Below are 16583 nucleotides of genomic sequence, written 5' to 3'. Positions count from 1 at the left end.
ATACATCTTCATCAGGGTTATTTACTGCGGACTTTGTTCCAAAAAAACATTTTAATTTATAAATCACTACAATACCTTCAATTATTTCTCTATTTTCTACTTGACTAATCGTAGGAAAGAGGCTGGGATAGAAACGTTTAACCCCGAGAAATAAGCTGGAATTCACGAAAATTGCCAAGCATCACAGTGAGTTTACGAACTGATGATAATTGGTACCTACCTGGTGCTCTTCAAATTTTTGTGACCAAGTAGGTACTGTGCAACATCAACTCGTTCCTCGTTGTGTTTTACAGCAATTTCAGCTTATTTCCGAAGGGGTTGTTTCTACTTCCACCGTTTATTCGGATGTCAAGTGACTAGATTGTCACTCATAGAGTTATGTCCCAGATTCTTTTATTTTATTCACTTTCGCCAAAAATACTTTCTAAAATCCAGAATAGAATCGCAGCTACTGGAAAAATCGTCCAGTTAGTTCCCCAATTACCTAGAAAAAATCCTTGAAACAGAAAAATCCCTACTACAATCGGCCAATAAATTTTTTCAAGGGTCTGCATCCAATTAGGTATTTTACGATTACGTTCAGCTTTTGCCCTAGGTCCTAATTCACTTTCATCTGAAACAAAATAAGTTTGTTCAAGCATTTGGGTGAAACTTCCCATGATCACACCACCGAAAATGAAGAAGAAAACACCGAAAGCAACTAATATTAACAAACAAGTTATCCCAAGCAACTCATAAACTTCTGAATCGTACATTTCCGAAAGTACAATTAAAGGAATCACAGAGACAATACATAGGGCTACTCCAAAAACTATACAAATAATAAACGAGCGTTGAAAAGCCTCTTTTCTCTTTTTGACTTCATTTTTAACTTGAATTGAAATGAATCGATCATTCAGTTTCTTACTGAAATTTTCCATACTTGTACCTGCAATAATAAATAGTGGAACCCCTATTGCGGCGCCTAATAAGACAAACATTATCCCAAAACCTTCACCAAACGTTTCACCATACAAAACCATTGATCCAAAGAATGAGGCAACACCTAATATAATGACCATCACACCTAAACCAATTAAAGTAGCCCCTCTTCTGCGTACTTTAAGAAAATCAAGAGATTCTTCCAAAGTGATGCTATCAAGTTCATACCCTTTTTCTTCTCTAAAATCTTGTTTCAAGTTCATTTCTTCCAGTAATTCATCGATTGAACCAAATCCCGCTATCACACTGCCAATCGCTTCATTTTCTGATTTCCCTTGACTTTTCAAGTCTTCATATCGATCTTCAGCACTTGCCAGTAAATCTTCTTTTAATTGTTTCGTTTGGCTTGTTTCAACTACTCCAAGGAATAGGCTGTCGATATAGTCTTTAATAGTTTTCATTTTTTTTCCTCCCCGTTTGTTTCATTCAATGAATAAAACGTTCCACAACTTCTTTTGTCAGTTGCCATTCTGCAATTTTTTCTTCTAAATATTCTTTTCCAGACGTGGTTATCTTATAGTAGGTTCGTTTTTTCCCATGAGTGATCTGTCCGGGAAACGATTCGATAAATCCATTTTTTTCTAAACGATTGAACGCCGAATATAAAGTTGTTTCTTTGATAGAATAATTATTTTCAGAAATTTCAGTGATTCGTTTTGAAATAGCATACCCATAGGAGTCACCTTCTTGCAAAACAGATAAAATGAACGTGTCATTGTATCCTCTGATTGCATCACTGCCGATCATTCAATCACCTCCAAATTACTTCATCCAACGTACTACGTCTGTCGTTGTAATTATCATACCACGATTACTACGACAGGTAAAGTAAAAAATAATCCAAAAAAAGAAGTGCTTATCGCACTTCTAAAAATAGGTCTACTTTTAAATCGTATCTCCATTAAAAATAGAATTTTTCACGATGACATAATCGACTTTACGGATCGATTCAAGATCTCGCCCACCAGCGTATGAGATCGATGATTGTAAATCTTGTTGCATCTCAACCAACGTATCAACCAAGCTGCCTTTATGCTGAATCCAAATTTTCTTACCTTCAACATTCTTTTTCTCACCCTTTTGAAACTCGGATGCACTACCAAAGTATTCTTTATAAACAACACCATTTTCAACTTTTGTTTCCCCAGGAGATTCTTCATGTCCTGCGAACAATGAGCCGATCATGACCATTGTCGCTCCAAACCGAACAGATTTTGCAATATCGCCAGGCGTACGAATACCACCATCTGCAATAATTGGTTTTCTAGCGGCTTTTGCACACCAGCGCAGAGCGGCCAGTTGCCAGCCGCCAGTTCCAAAACCAGTTTTTATTTTTGTAATACAGACTTTTCCTGGACCAATGCCGACTTTTGTTGCATCCGCTCCTGCATTTTCCAATTCACGTACAGCTTCAGGAGTACCGACATTCCCTGCAATAACAAATGTTTCTGGCAAATACTTTTTCAACTGTTGAATCATATTGATTACAGCGTTTGAATGTCCGTGGGCGATGTCGATTGTTACGTAATCAGGCACTAAGCCGCGTTGTGCTAATTCTTCTACAAAGCGATATTCTTCTTCTTTAACGCCAACGCTGATCGAAGTGATCAAGCCTTTCGCTTTCATTTTTTCGATAAATGGGATTCGAGCACTTTCATCAAAACGGTGCATAATATAAAAATAGTTATTTTCAGCTAAAAATTCAGCGATTTTATCATCTACGATCGTCTGCATATTCGCTGGAACCACTGGCATTTTAAAGGTATGTTTTCCTAACTTAACCGTTGTGTCGCACTCTGAGCGACTATTCACAATACATTTATTGGGAATTAATTGGATATCTTCGTAATCAAAAACTTTCATACATTACTGCCTCCTAGCAAATTCATTAAAAATACGCAAAAACACGAACATTCAATTCTTTATCGTTCGTATTTCACAAGCGCCTATGCTAATTTACACTATAACACTTGGAAAGTCAAAGGTAAAAAACGAAAAATAAAGAAAACTCAAATGAATGTTCGTGTTTTATAAAAAATAGTTAGATAAGGTTCAACTAGACCACTTCAACCTCACTACTTTTAATGTCTTTTTCAGCTGTAGGTATTTCTGTCCGTTCCGTTGGCAGCAAACGATTTAAAAGAATGGCTGCAATTGAAGCTGTGGCAACAGAGGAACCAAAAAGGTATTGTAAAAATTGTGGTAAGGTTTGAATAAACTCTTTAGGTATTAAGGTTAAAGCTAAAGTTAAAATCATCGGAATCGCAATCACATACATTTCTTTCTCATTGATTTCAACCTCTTTGATAACTTTGATTCCGCTGATTGAGATAATACCGCAAACGACTACAAATACCCCGCCAATCACTGGAGATGGGATCGAAGATATCAAGGTAGACAGCTTTCCTGATAAGCCAAAAACAACAAACCACGCACCAGCAGCGACAAAAACCTTTTTGCTAGCCACACCAGTAATTGAAATAATTCCGGCATTCGTTGAATACCCCGTGACAGGAGTTGTTCCTAACAAAGAAGCAATGAAACAGCCAATCCCTTCTCCAACAACACCTCTATTGATGTTTTCATCTGTTAACGGTTCTTCACATACATTGCTGACCGCAAACCAAGTACCCGTCGTTTCAGCCATCAACACGATGTAAATAATGATCATTGTCAAAATTGAAGATACATCAAACGAGAAATGAAAATCAACAAAAGGAAGCGTTGGTACACTGATCAGTTGTGCCTGTGACACTTGAGATAGATCCAAGACACCCATTGTTTGAGCTGCTATACAGCCAATAATCAACGCTAAAATCACAGAGGAAATTCTAAAAATCCTGCCTTTCCCTGGAAAACGAGAACCAATCATCGCAAATAAAATCAACGAAGCAGCAGCAATGATTGCTAATAAGATGTTTTGACCAATATTTCCTGTCGCATTAAACACATTATCATTCAGCGCAACAGGCATCAATGATAGCCCTACGATAAAAATGATCGTTCCACCCACGATTGGCGGCACAAAAGCTTTGATTAAGCGATTGAAAATACCTGTGACACCTAAAACAATTACAAAGATCGCACCAACTAGACCAGCACCTAATACCGTGCCCCAGCCCTGACCATTTTGACTGTTAGCAAAATAAATCCCCGCAACCGCTCCAATCGGGATAAACGAAGGTCCCTGTGCAACTGGTAGTTTCATACAAAAATAAGACTGGATGATCGTAGCAAGTCCTGCTGCAATAAAAGTTGATTGGATCAACGCAGAAGATTCTTTTGTTGTTAAACCTATAATAGAAGCAATAATGAAAGGAACTACATAAACATCCATTGCTAAAACATGCTGAATTCCTAAAAGCATGGATTGACCGATGGATAAATCATCATTTGGACCGACTGTTAGTGCAGATTGTTTTGATTGTGACTCTGACATCTTAATTTTCTTCCTTTCGTTTCTCTGATTCTTTATCATAAACTTTTCTACCTTGGACCCATACTTTTTGAATGCTTTCCGGATGTGATAAATAGACGATTTTTTGAAAAATATCCAGTAATGGTTCTGATTTTGTAAAAATCGGCAACTCTTTCGTCGTAACAAACTGAACATCCCAAGCAAATCCTACTGCTAGTTTACCGATCGGTAAGCTTAAAGACTCTCCCCCACCAGCAGTAGCTAAATAAAATGCTTCATTAAGTGTAAGGCGCGATCCTGTTACTCCTCGTTTTTCACTACAGCAGTCTTTATCCACTCCATCTTCAAGCATTCTAGACGATATCACTGCCTGCTTGATATTATCGAAAAGACTCGGAGAAAAACCACCTGAGATATCACTACCTAGACCAACTTCTACTTGATACTCATTTAGCAATTTTGCAACAGGCGTCACTGCATTGCCGAAATAAGCATTAGAGATTGGACAATGTGCAACTGCTGTTCCTTTTTCTGCGAATAATCCCATATCAGCATCCGATAAAAAGCCAGCGTGAGCCATTATAGCTTTTTCACCAAGAAGACCAAAATCATTTAAAGCAAATGCATCATTTTTCCCAAAGCGTTCAAAAACAAAGCCATGAGCCCAATCACTTTCGCTACAGTGTGATTGAATGTGAACATCATATTTAGCGGCTAAAGCTCCTAAGCCTGCTAGCGCTTCATCTGTACAGCTGGGAATAAATCTTGGTGTGACAACTGGGTAAACGCCCTGCGGAGTTTTCGTATTTAATGCCAATACTTCTTTGATAAATTCTTCTGTATCTGCAATCGCAGTTTCTGCTTTTTCATCTCGATAGTAGTCTGGCGTTTGTTCTGGATCATCCATCACTACTTTACCGACCAGTCCTCTTTGACCCTTTTCACTGCAAATTTCAGCTAAGCGCACACTTGACTCACGATGAACCGTAGCAAAATACAAAGCAGTCGTTGTTCCATTTTTTAACAATTGAGAGACGAGATCTGAATAGACTTCGTTCGCAAATTCTTTGTCTGAAAACTTGGCCTCCAAAGGAAATGTGTAGGTATTGAGCCAATCATACAGCGGCAAATCAAGTGCTGTACCTGCTTGAGCCCATTGTGGAGCGTGAATATGAAGATCAACAAAGCCAGGCAAAATATATTGATCAGCCGGCAGCTCTTCCAGCTTTTTTTTCGCTGAATACTCTTGAATGGTTTCCATATAATTTTCTTCATCCGGCCTGATAATCTTAGCGATAGTCCCTGCTTCTGTTATACAAAATAACGAATTCTCTAAAACCTCTACCTCTTTTTGATTAATACTAGTAAATGCGGTTCCTTTTACAACAAATTTAAACAATTAGACTACCCCTTCCATAACAATACTAACCTATTATATACAATCATTCGTATTTAATCTATATTTTTATAAAAAAAAATATTTTTCCTAATAATAAACACTAAAAACCGAACTTTAATCCGAACTAATAAAACAACAATCAAATTCTGTCTCTTACTTTTGATTCTATGCCAAATTGAGTTATACTTAGAGTAGAAAGTTTGTCCATTAGGAGGAAGAAAACATGTTGAATATCGAACGTATCTTAACAGGTGACATTCAGGAAAATTGTTACTTGATCTATAACGAAGAAAATCTTTTAATCATCGATCCAGGCGCTGAAGCGAGAAAAATTGCTGATTTGATCGAAAAAACCGGCAAAACACCTATAGCTATTTTACTGACACATACTCACTATGATCATATTGGTGCGGTTGAAGAGTTGCGTAAACAGTACAAGATTCCTGTTTATGTGAGTCCGTTGGAACAAGAATGGTTATCTAACCCTGTCTTAAATTTATCTGGATTAGGCAGACATGATGATATAGCAGATATTATTGTTCAGCCTGCTGAAGTAGAGTTTGAAATGACCGATTATGAACTTGGCGGAATCCGTTTTTCTGTTGTGCCAACGCCTGGTCATTCTATTGGAAGTGTTAGTTTTATCTTTGATGATTTTGTTGTGACTGGTGATGCGTTGTTTAAAGGCAGCATCGGCAGAACTGATTTACATACTGGTGATATGACGCAGCTCCTTCACAGTATTACAACGTATCTTTTTACTTTACCGGATGAATTTCCTGCTTATCCAGGTCACGGAGATGCCACAACGATCGAACACGAAAAGAAAACAAATCCTTTTTTTAACTAACTTTTAGGACAAAATTCGAGGAGGCTTTAGTATGAATGAACCAACAGTGTTATATATTATCCGTCACGGGAAAACAATGTTCAATACGATTGGCAGAACTCAAGGCTGGTCTGATACGCCCTTGACAAAACAGGGAGAAGAAGTTATCCACTATTTAGGTGCTGGTCTAAAAGAGATTCCTTTTAAAGAAGCTTATTCTAGTGATAGCGGTCGAGCCATGCAGACTGCCCGCATCGTTTTACAGGAACATAATAAGGGTTCTGAGATTCCTTATGCTACAGATAGTCGGATTCGTGAATGGTGTTTTGGTTCTTTAGATGGCGGTTACGATGGCGAATTATGGGGTGTTGTACCACGAATTTTAGCTTTTAAAAACTACGATGATATGATGACCAATCGCATCAGTTATAAAGATTTAGCAGATGCAATCGTTGCAGCGGATTCCGCTGATTGGGCAGAGCCTTATGAAAAGATCAAAGAACGTGTCTGGAATGGTTTTGAAGATATTGCCCATCGACGAGAAAAAGACGGCGGCGGAAACGTCATGATCGTATCTCACGGATTGACGATTTCCTTTCTACTATCCTTGATCGATTCAAGTCTGCCTATGCAGATTGGCTTGGAAAATGGCAGCGTTACAAAACTGATATACGAAAACGGTCAATTTACAATTGATACGGTAAACGATCTTCACTATATTGAAGACGGACGTAGAAGTTGAGGAAAGATCCGGTTAGGATAAACATACTAAAATTAGAGGGTAAAGTCATCGACGGATGACTTTACCCTCTAATCTTAGTATGTTTTTTGTCACCATTTGTTCGTAATTTAATAGACTGAGGTGTAACTATAGAACGACGTTACAATCTCTTCTTTTTCCTTTGATTTTGTTTTAAATAGCGTCAAGAAATAGGTAACACGTCTATTCTCGCACTCTAAAGGTTCTGTTTTTTTAGACGCTCGACGGCTCCTTTGGAATGACGAATTTTCTCTAATGTTTCATCATAATTTTTCGCGCCATACGCAAAGAATAAAACATCGACAACATAAAGCTGAGCGGTCAATGAGACCGTTGCGGCACTCCTCAATGGTGCTTCTTCTCCTTGAGGTGTTAATAAGGTCACTTCACTCTTTTGCCCCAGCTCAGACTCTTTGTCAGCCGTTAACGCTATCACAGGTAACCCTTTTTCAATCGCTAAATCAGCTAACGCATTTGTCTCGGAATTCTGACCTGAATTAGAAACGCCTATAAATAATCCTTTTAAGCGGTTCGTTCCTAAAGCTGAAGCAAACAAATGAAGATCCATGGTAAAAAACACACTTAACCCTAGCCGGGTAAATTTTTGATAAATATCTTGTGCCACTAGAGATGAAGCGCCTAAGCCATAAACAAAAATAATTTCTGCCGCTTCAACTGCAAGAACAGCTTGATCAACTGCTGCTGCCTCTAAATGCTCATTTGTTCGTTCCAATACATGCACAAGTCGATGCTGTAATTTTTCCTTTATAGCAGCAGTGGTTTCTCCATTTTCTACCTCAGTGTACATCTCTGTGTCAACTGCACCTAAGTTAGCAGAAAGAAGCAGCTTTAAATCTGTAAAGCCACTTACCTCTATCGATCGACAAAAACGAATGATCGCTGCCGGACTAGAACCAGATTTTTTAGCTAATTCTTGTGCACTTAAATTGATGACTTTATTGGTATTATTTAAAATATACTCAGCAACCTTCTGTTCAGAACCTGGCAATGTTTTAAAATGATCCTGAATCGTTAAAATAATGTTTTGCTGCATATTCTTCGTACCCTTCTTCCTGCTCGAATCTTTTACATTAAACTTGTTATTCGCTTCTATTTTATTATAGCAGAAAAGAAAATCACCTGCTGAAGTAACTTGAAATGATTACTGTAAAAAATCAACTATCTTTTTCAGCTTAGTGAAACAGATACGCTAAAAGAAATAGTTGATTTTCTAACCATTGAATCGTCGATTATTTATTCTGTAAATCTTTCGGAATTCCAAAGAAGAACGTTGCTACAAATCCACCAGCATAAGCAGCTAATAAGCCTAAAACATAGGCAAGCCATTGGTTGTTAGCAATCAGCGGAATCAGCGCAACACCGCTAGGACCGATTGCAATCGCGCCCACATTGCCGAAAGCGCCAATAACCGCACCGCCTAAACCGCCACCAATACAAGCAGTCACAAAAGGACGTCCTAATGGAAGTGTCACTCCATAAATCAAGGGCTCACCTATACCTAAAATCCCAACTGGTAATGCTCCTTTGATCATTTCAACTAACTGAGTATCCTTTTTACAGCGAATCCATAGGGCTAACGCTGCACCTACTTGACCAGCTCCTGCCATTGCTAGAATCGGCAGCAACAACGTCATTCCTGTTTGCGCAATCATTTCTATATGGATCGGAGTTAAAATTTGATGCAAACCAAACATAACCATAGGCAGGAATGTAGCACCTAACGTAAATCCAGCGAGTATTCCACCTTTTTCCAATACAACATTGATCACTCCGACTAAACTATTAGAAATCAGACCCGCTACCGGCATGATCAAGAAAATAGTAACTAACCCAATTACCAGTAAAGAAACCGTAGGAGTAATGATAATATCGATTGAATCTGGAATGACTTTATGCAATTGTTTTTCTACTAATGAAAGTAACCAAACAGCAAAAATCACTCCGATAATTCCACCTTGACCAGCAGATAATGTTCCGCCATTCAAAATATTTGGCAGTGGCGCTTCCGGATTCATTCCTGTTAGCATCGTTACTGCACCAATGACTCCTCCAAGTGCGGGAGTTGCTCCAAATTCACTGGCACTGTTGATCCCTGTATATAAGGCTAAATATGCAAAAATCCCGTTCTTGATAATGTTTAACACATCAATGTATTGCTGCCAAGAATCGCCAATAGTTCCTGCCACAAGTAAATTGGACATCACAGCCGCAATCCCGCCAATGATCCCCGCTCCAACAAAAGCTGGAATCAACGGTACGAATATGTTGGAAATTGACTTCAGTACAGCTTTGAAACCAGAATTCGTTTTATTTTTTTCTTTTTGAGCCGCTTTAACTTCTGCTGCTTTTTCTTCTACCAGCTGCTTGCCAGAAGCAGTCTTAGGAAATGCTTCTCCCAATTTAACGCCTGCCATGTCTACCATTTCTTGCGCTACTTTATTTACAGTCCCTGGTCCGATCACCACTTGCAGGGTATCATCTTCGACAACGCCCATCACACCATCGATATTTTTCAGCGCTTCAAGCTTCACTTTATCATAATCACGAATGTCCATTCGTACTCTTGTCATACAATGACGCAATTTTTCTACATTTTCTTGTCCGCCAACCTCTGCATAAATTTCCCTAGCTAAACGTTTTACTTTATCCTCTGCCATCTTTCTTTCCCCCTCAAAATCCTTAAATTGTATTTTTTATAAAATGATTTCCTTGAATCAATTTTGCTTCGGCTTCCTCTTTTGAAGAATTTGTCAATAACATAACAATCGCAAGTTTTACATTCTCGTCTGCATTTACAAAATATGTTTCAGCTGTTGGATAGTCGCAGCTGGTCGCTTCCATAATGATTCGTTTTGAACGCTCAACTAATTTTTCGTTGGTCGCTTTTACATCCACCATTAAATTGTTATAGACCTTACCGATTCCGATCATAGAAACTGTAGATAACATATTCAAAATAAGTTTTTGTGCGGTACCAGATTTTAGTCTTGTCGATCCAGTTAAAAATTCAGGGCCTGCGTCGACTTCAATCGGAAACAGTGCATATCGACTGATTTCAGCATCTTTATTGCAAGCAACTGAAGCGGTTGCAGCACCTACAGAAGTGGCGTAAGTCAATCCGCCTATGACATATGGTGTACGTCCACTTGCTGCAATACCAACAACAATATCCTTGTCTGTTAAGTTTATTTCTACTAAATCAGCTTTTCCAAATTCTTTAGAGTCTTCGGCACCTTCAACAGCGATCGTCATTGCTTTTTGTCCACCAGCGATCAACCCTTGTACCATTTCAGGTTCAACACCAAAAGTCGGCACACATTCAGCAGCGTCCAGCACGCCTAAACGCCCACTAGTCCCAGCCCCCATATAAATCAAACGGCCTCCTTTTTTAAAGGCATCAATGATCGCATCAACAGCTGGCTCAATTTGTGGAAGCGCCTCTTTGACTGCTAGTGCTACTTTTTGATCTTCTAGATTCATTTTGATCAAGGCTTCTTTTACTGTCAGCTCATCTAAATTCATTGTTTCTTGGTTTCTACGTTCAGTTGTCAATTTTTCTAAATCCATTTTATAAAGTTCCCTTCCGTATCAGTTTAAATTTGGTGCCTGCCTGAATACATTTCACTAACGAACGATCCTCGGCTATGATTTGAGCTGCTACATTGATTTTCTCATCTTTCGGCAACTCTTTTTTTGTCACTTGTATTTCACCCATGTACCGTCCGTATTTCGAGTTATCGATTGTCACACTGCCCAATGTTCGATTCATTGCCGTTTCTGGACTAATCTTGTCGATTCGTTTAAAACGAGCTTCTGCACTGCGGATCACATCTCTAGCAGCATCTTGACGGTTCACATGTTCACCTAAAATATGCGAATAATAACGACTGCCGATGTCAACAACTTCCAAAGCAAGAACATTCTGATCAAGATACAACGCTAATTGCCTTATCGTACGATCAGAAAGCTGAGGATCTCCGATATAAACACCATCTACTGAAAAAGATGTTTTCAACTCAATCAGTGCTGAAACAGGGTGCTCATAGCGATGTTTTTCAAGGGTTGGCAATCCTTGTTGCAACGGACCTCTCAGGTTTTTATCTCCTGGAACAAAAGCCAACACCTTAAAACCAGCTTCTTTCAGCCATTGATTTTTTCGCTCAAAAAACTGAGATGATAACCCAGTTTCAGGTCTAGGATAATAATTGTGCCAGGCTTCAAAACGTGAAAAATCAGCTCCATCGTTTTTCAGTTCTGCAACATCTTCGGCAGTGATCGTGCTGGCATTTAACCCAATATCGATCATTTGAGAAGCTTGTGCAATCTCTTGATTGGAAATCGCATAATCCATACGCAAACCTGTGACTCCTATTGCCAAAATATCTTCCAGTCGGTCAAAAGAAAACCCTGCACGCTTTAACGCTTCACCTGAAATATCAACCATTAATTTCATTTCATTTTTTTTAGCTAGCTCACCAAGCTTCGTTAGTCGTTGTGCATATCGTTTGCTATCTTCTTCTGGAATATGCAACGAAGTAAAAATCCCCTTGATTCCGAGCCGGCTCATTGTTTCTATATATGTTTGAGTTTCATCGGTTAATTCTTCTCCTAAGAAAACGGACAGACCATACATCACTATCTTCTCCTCTCTAACTCGCTTTCATTATAAATGTTTTGAAATAATATTTCAAGTATAAAACTTAAATTATTTATAAAACGGAATTTTTTTTCAAAAATAACTAAAAAAGGAACAGGCATTGTGCTTTGCCTGTTCCTTCATAAAACATTATTTCATTCTCTATGCCTTGGCTGTACCAACGGCTTCTCCCGCACGAACTTGACCTGTTTTCGAAAGGTCAAACTGTTTCACTAAATCCATATTCGTGATCACAATCACCATATCCGTCGCTTTTCCTGCTGAAGTAATCGCATCCAAATCAACCGTTGCGATCAAGGTTTCAGGAGAAACTTTTGTCCCTTCCGTAACGTTGATCGTAAAAGGTGCACCGTTCAATTCAACAGTATCAATGCCCATGTGTAATAATACTTCCAGTCCGTTGGTCATTTTCATTCCAACCGCATGCTTTGTTTGAAATACACTTAGCACTTTTCCTTCGATCGGTGCATAGATTTCTCCAGTCTCAGGGATTACTGCAAATCCGTCTCCCATCATTTTTTGTGAAAATACAGGATCATTGACTTCACTAATAGGAATCACTTTTCCTGTCGTTACTGCATATAATGTTTCATTGATTTGAGGTGTCTCTTTCTTTTTTAAAAATCCAAACATCTGTCCTTTTCCTCCAATTGTTATGAATAGTAACAGTATAGAAAATTCTCAAGATAAATACAACTGTCAATCAACGGATTCTAAATTTTTTTAATGTCTCGTAAATGTTAGTTGGTTTTTTTTTACTGAAAAGGTATACTTAAAGTGATTTTATTATTTTTACACTGAAAGGATTGAACCTATGCTTTTATCAAATTTATGGAAAGCAATTATTTTAGGGATTATCGAGGGAGTAACTGAATGGCTACCAATCAGTAGTACTGGACATTTAATCTTAGTCGATGAATTTATTAAAATGAATCTTAGCACTGACTTTATGGAGATGTTCAATGTAGTGATCCAGCTAGGAGCGATTATGGCCGTCGTTGTTCTTTATTTCCACAAACTAAACCCCTTTTCTCCTCAAAAAAATGAAAATGAGAAAAAGGATACGTGGATTTTATGGTCAAAAGTTGTTGTAGCTACCGTACCAGCTGGAATCATCGGTATTTTGTTGGATGACTGGCTTGAAGCGAAATTCCATAATTTCTTTACGGTTTCATTGATGTTAATTGTTTATGGTATAGCCTTCATCGTCATCGAAAAAAGAAACAAAACACGTAAACCAAAATGTACGGATCTAAGTAGTTTCACTTATAAAGCAGCAGCTATTGTTGGCTTTTTCCAAGTGTTGTCATTGGTTCCAGGTACTTCTCGTTCAGGTGCAACGATCCTTGGCGCGATCCTTATTGGCGCTTCACGTTTCGTTGCGACAGAATTTTCTTTTTTCCTTGGGATTCCAGTTATGTTTGGGGCGAGCTTTTTAAAAATTGTAAAATTCATCGCCAAAGGCAATTCTTTTGGATTCAATGAAATCCTTGTTTTGCTCACCGGTTCTATTGTAGCCTTTGTTGTTTCAATCATCGTAATCAAGTTCTTGCTAAATTACTTGAAGCGAAACGATTTTACAGCTTTTGGCTGGTACCGCATCATTCTTGGCGTATTACTGATTAGTTACTGGTTATTTTCATAACATTTTAGAACCGATTTTATCGGTTCTTTTTTTTGTTCATATAATGATAATGATTATCATTGTTAATTAGAATAAATATATTTTAAAAGCAATAACGAATACCTATAAATAAGCAAATACCTAAATGATAATCACTATCATTCTCATTTAGATAATTTCATTATCAATTAGATTCTGTTTATGTTATGCTCTTAGTGAGGAGTGATAATCATGAATATTTCAAAAGATAAAAAAGCAATTCTTGCTACTGTAGCATGTTTTATTTTTATGATCGCCGGGCTGATTTTAGAAAAATTTGGGGTTTCATTTTATTTTATCAGTTTTCTTTTAGCTATTCTTTTTGGCGGATTTAAACAAACAAAAGAAGGTCTGATCGATACGATCACAAACAAGCACATGAATGTCGATTTATTAATGGCTCTAGCTGCTATTGGTGCCTGCATCATTGGTAACTGGTTTGAAGGTGCGATGTTGACATTTATTTTTTGCCTTAGTGGTGCACTCGAAGAATATACGACAAATAAAAGTAAAAAAGAGATTGCCAGCTTGATGAATTTACAACCGGAAACAGCTTATTTACTTGATTCAACAGGGAAAACCACTGAAGTTCCTGTTAAAAAGTTGCAGATTGGTGACACTTTGCTTGTTCCCAAAGGTGCCAGTATCCCTATTGATGGTACCTTAGCTTCCGGCTCATCTGCTATTGATGAAGCTGCAATCACAGGAGAATCGATTCCTGTTGAAAAAAAAGCAGAAGATCCATTATTTGGCGGAACGATCAACTTGGGAGAAGCTTTTACAATGACCGTTACAAAGAACAGCGAAGATACACTTTTTGCTAAAATCATTCGTTTAGTTGACGAAGCACAAAATACCCCTTCACAAACAGCAAGTTTTATTGAAAAACTAGAAAATAGTTATGTAAAAGTTGTACTGATTGCCATTCCACTGATGATCTTGATTCCTTATTTCTTTTTAGGCTGGTCGTGGAATGAGAGCTTTTATCGAGGAATGGTTTTACTTGTCGTGGCTTCTCCATGTGCGTTAGTCGCTTCTGCTACACCAGCCACTTTAGCCGCCATTTCAAATGGTGCCAGAAACGGCGTCTTATTTAAAGGTGGCGTCTATCTAGAAAATTTGGCTGGTCTAAAGGCCATTGCGTTTGACAAAACAGGGACTTTAACAAAAGGAAAACCAATAGTTACTGATGCTGTATTTTTAAAAGATAAACAACAAGCCTTGGATATTCTTGTCGCAATGGAAAGGCAATCAACTCATCCGCTCGCACAGGCGGTAATCGCTCGTTTTGAAGATGAAAGTGTCACTCATTACGAGCAACTCGAAGTTAAAAATGTTGTAGGGTTTGGAATGGAAACAACGATTGAGGAAACAAAGTGGCGATTAGGAAAAATTACTTTTAATGATTCCAGCTCTATTGACCCAGCAACTCACGATCAAATTGATCAGTTACAAAAAGACGGCAAAACAGTCATCTATCTTTTCGAAGATCAAACGATCGTTGCTTATCTTGGCTTATTAGATATCCCTAAACCAGAGGCAAAACAAGTTATTGATTACTTCAAACAAGCAGGGATTCGCACGACCATGATTACTGGTGACCAAGAAAAAACTGCTTTAGCTGTAGCAAATGAACTGGCTATCGATGAAGTTCATGCAAATTGTTTACCAGAAGAAAAAACAGTTCTGATTAAGCAACAAAAAGAACGCTATACAATCAATGCTATGGTTGGAGATGGCATCAACGATGCGCCCGCTTTAGCGAATGCAGCGATTGGTGTAGCGATGGGCGATGGAACAGACATCGCGATGGATGTAGCTGATGTCGTATTGATGCAAAATGATCTAGAAAAACTGCAAATGAGTCACTTACTTTCAAAAAAATTGAAACGGATCGTTACTCAAAACATCCTATTTTCGGCTAGCGTAATCTTGATTTTGATTCTTTCAAATTTTTTCCAAATCATCAATCTTCCATTAGGGGTGATTGGACATGAAGGAAGCACGATATTAGTCATTTTAAATGGTCTTCGGTTACTTAAAACCATTCCAATCCAAAAAGAAGCCGTTCAGAAAGACTATCCTTTCCAAACGACTAAGTTTGTTTAACGTTTACTCAAAGAAAATGATACTGTCTTCTATCATTTTTCTTTGAGTTTTTTAATCCCATTCTTCCAAAAATTCTTCTAAAAAGTCTTCTAAAAATCGTTGTCTCTTCTGCCCTATCTTTTTAGCATATGCTGTATTCAGGCGCTCATTTAACAACAAAATTTTCTCATAAAAATGATTGATGACCGTGCTTTCATTTCTATAATCAGACTTTTTCTGTAATGTTCTGGGGGGAATCTCAGGATCATAGATTTTGTTCCCTTTATGACCACCATAGTATATGGTTCGAATAATCCCGATCGCTCCCATCGCATCCAGACGATCCGCATCTTGAACTATTTTTCCTTCTATACTTAAAGTCGCTTTCCCTCCTTCAAGCTCTTGGCTGAACGAAAGATTTTGAATAATATACATAATATGCTTGATTCGTTCAGTAGAAATCTGATGGGTCTGCAAAAAGGTTATCATCTCTTGATAGGCTTGTTCTTGATCAGTAACAAGCTTGTCATCAGCGATATCATGCAGGTAGGCAGCAGCTGTCACAACAAAATGATCACAGTCTTCTGTTTGAGCAATTTTCTGCGCATTTCGAACGACCCGCTCAATATGATCCATTCCATGACCACTTCTATCATCTTTTGTTTTTAATTGTACAAAGGTCTTGATATCTTTGATTTGCTGTAACTCCATATACATCCTCCCAATCGTAAAACAAATGATCATTCATCTCAATCGATCTTATTTAT

General features: G+C 38.0%; 15 protein-coding genes. 4 read left to right on the top strand and 11 right to left on the bottom strand.

Annotation, left to right across the window (positions count from 1 at the left end; translation table 11 throughout):
- Positions 1-398: 398 nt before the first annotated feature.
- The 5 genes from BCR25_RS06600 to guaD all read right to left on the bottom strand — a co-directional run bounded on the left by BCR25_RS06600 (position 399) and on the right by guaD (position 5798).
- Positions 399-1382, bottom strand: a complete 984-nt coding sequence (locus tag BCR25_RS06600) for a permease prefix domain 1-containing protein (RefSeq protein ID WP_069662831.1) — start codon at positions 1380-1382, stop codon at positions 399-401.
- A 25-nt stretch (positions 1383-1407) separates the two neighbouring features.
- Complete coding sequence (locus BCR25_RS06595) at positions 1408-1728, bottom strand: PadR family transcriptional regulator (protein ID WP_069662830.1); 321 nt, start codon at positions 1726-1728, stop codon at positions 1408-1410.
- A 138-nt stretch (positions 1729-1866) separates the two neighbouring features.
- The gene (gene guaC, locus BCR25_RS06590; RefSeq protein WP_069662829.1) at positions 1867-2844 is read right to left on the bottom strand and encodes a GMP reductase; all 978 of its coding nucleotides are present in this window, start codon (positions 2842-2844) and stop codon (positions 1867-1869) included.
- A gap of 193 nt (positions 2845-3037) precedes the next feature.
- Positions 3038-4420: a nucleobase:cation symporter-2 family protein gene (locus BCR25_RS06585; RefSeq protein ID WP_069662828.1), complete on the bottom strand. Its 1383-nt coding sequence runs from the start codon at positions 4418-4420 to the stop codon at positions 3038-3040.
- Position 4421: 1 nt separating this feature from the next.
- The gene (guaD, locus tag BCR25_RS06580) at positions 4422-5798 is read right to left on the bottom strand and encodes a guanine deaminase (protein WP_069662827.1); all 1377 of its coding nucleotides are present in this window, start codon (positions 5796-5798) and stop codon (positions 4422-4424) included.
- 223 nt (positions 5799-6021) lie between these two features.
- Here guaD and BCR25_RS06575 point away from each other — a divergent pair, with 223 nt between their 5' ends.
- Together BCR25_RS06575 and BCR25_RS06570 are read left to right on the top strand one after the other, a co-directional pair.
- Positions 6022-6648, top strand: coding sequence for an MBL fold metallo-hydrolase (locus tag BCR25_RS06575; RefSeq protein WP_069662826.1), 627 nt, complete (start codon positions 6022-6024; stop codon positions 6646-6648).
- Between the two features lie 31 nt (positions 6649-6679).
- The gene (locus tag BCR25_RS06570; protein WP_069662825.1) at positions 6680-7369 is read left to right on the top strand and encodes a histidine phosphatase family protein; all 690 of its coding nucleotides are present in this window, start codon (positions 6680-6682) and stop codon (positions 7367-7369) included.
- Positions 7370-7583: 214 nt separating this feature from the next.
- Here BCR25_RS06570 and BCR25_RS06565 read toward each other — a convergent pair whose 3' ends face one another.
- The 5 genes from BCR25_RS06565 to BCR25_RS06545 all read right to left on the bottom strand — a co-directional run bounded on the left by BCR25_RS06565 (position 7584) and on the right by BCR25_RS06545 (position 12698).
- The gene (locus BCR25_RS06565) at positions 7584-8441 is read right to left on the bottom strand and encodes a MurR/RpiR family transcriptional regulator (RefSeq protein WP_069662824.1); all 858 of its coding nucleotides are present in this window, start codon (positions 8439-8441) and stop codon (positions 7584-7586) included.
- A gap of 196 nt (positions 8442-8637) precedes the next feature.
- On the bottom strand, positions 8638-10065 hold the full coding sequence (locus BCR25_RS06560) for a PTS transporter subunit EIIC (RefSeq protein WP_069662823.1): 1428 nt from the start codon (positions 10063-10065) through the stop codon (positions 8638-8640).
- Positions 10066-10087: 22 nt separating this feature from the next.
- Positions 10088-10975, bottom strand: coding sequence for an N-acetylmuramic acid 6-phosphate etherase (gene murQ, locus BCR25_RS06555; protein WP_069662822.1), 888 nt, complete (start codon positions 10973-10975; stop codon positions 10088-10090).
- 1 nt (position 10976) lies between these two features.
- Positions 10977-12041 (bottom strand): DUF871 domain-containing protein, encoded by a 1065-nt coding sequence (locus tag BCR25_RS06550; RefSeq protein WP_069662821.1) that lies wholly within the window; start codon positions 12039-12041, stop codon positions 10977-10979.
- Positions 12042-12206: 165 nt separating this feature from the next.
- Positions 12207-12698 carry a PTS sugar transporter subunit IIA gene (locus BCR25_RS06545; RefSeq protein ID WP_069662820.1) on the bottom strand — a complete coding sequence of 164 codons (492 nt, stop codon included), beginning with the start codon at positions 12696-12698 and terminating at the stop codon, positions 12207-12209.
- 181 nt (positions 12699-12879) lie between these two features.
- On the opposite strand from BCR25_RS06545, the gene BCR25_RS06540 reads away from it, so the two are divergent.
- Positions 12880-13710 (top strand): undecaprenyl-diphosphate phosphatase, encoded by an 831-nt coding sequence (locus BCR25_RS06540; protein ID WP_069662819.1) that lies wholly within the window; start codon positions 12880-12882, stop codon positions 13708-13710.
- 216 nt (positions 13711-13926) lie between these two features.
- Positions 13927-15837 (top strand): heavy metal translocating P-type ATPase, encoded by a 1911-nt coding sequence (locus BCR25_RS06535; protein ID WP_211272499.1) that lies wholly within the window; start codon positions 13927-13929, stop codon positions 15835-15837.
- A 51-nt stretch (positions 15838-15888) separates the two neighbouring features.
- Here BCR25_RS06535 and BCR25_RS06530 read toward each other — a convergent pair whose 3' ends face one another.
- Entirely contained in the window at positions 15889-16527 is a 639-nt protein-coding gene (locus BCR25_RS06530; RefSeq protein WP_069662817.1) for an HD domain-containing protein, read from the bottom strand.
- Positions 16528-16583 lie beyond the last annotated feature (56 nt).

It is taken from the genome of Enterococcus termitis (assembly GCF_001730305.1).
In the GTDB taxonomy this organism is placed as follows: Bacteria; Bacillota; Bacilli; order Lactobacillales; family Enterococcaceae; genus Enterococcus_L; species Enterococcus_L termitis.
Note: the sequence above shows the minus strand (reverse complement) of the source record. Positions and strands in the feature narration are given on the sequence as shown.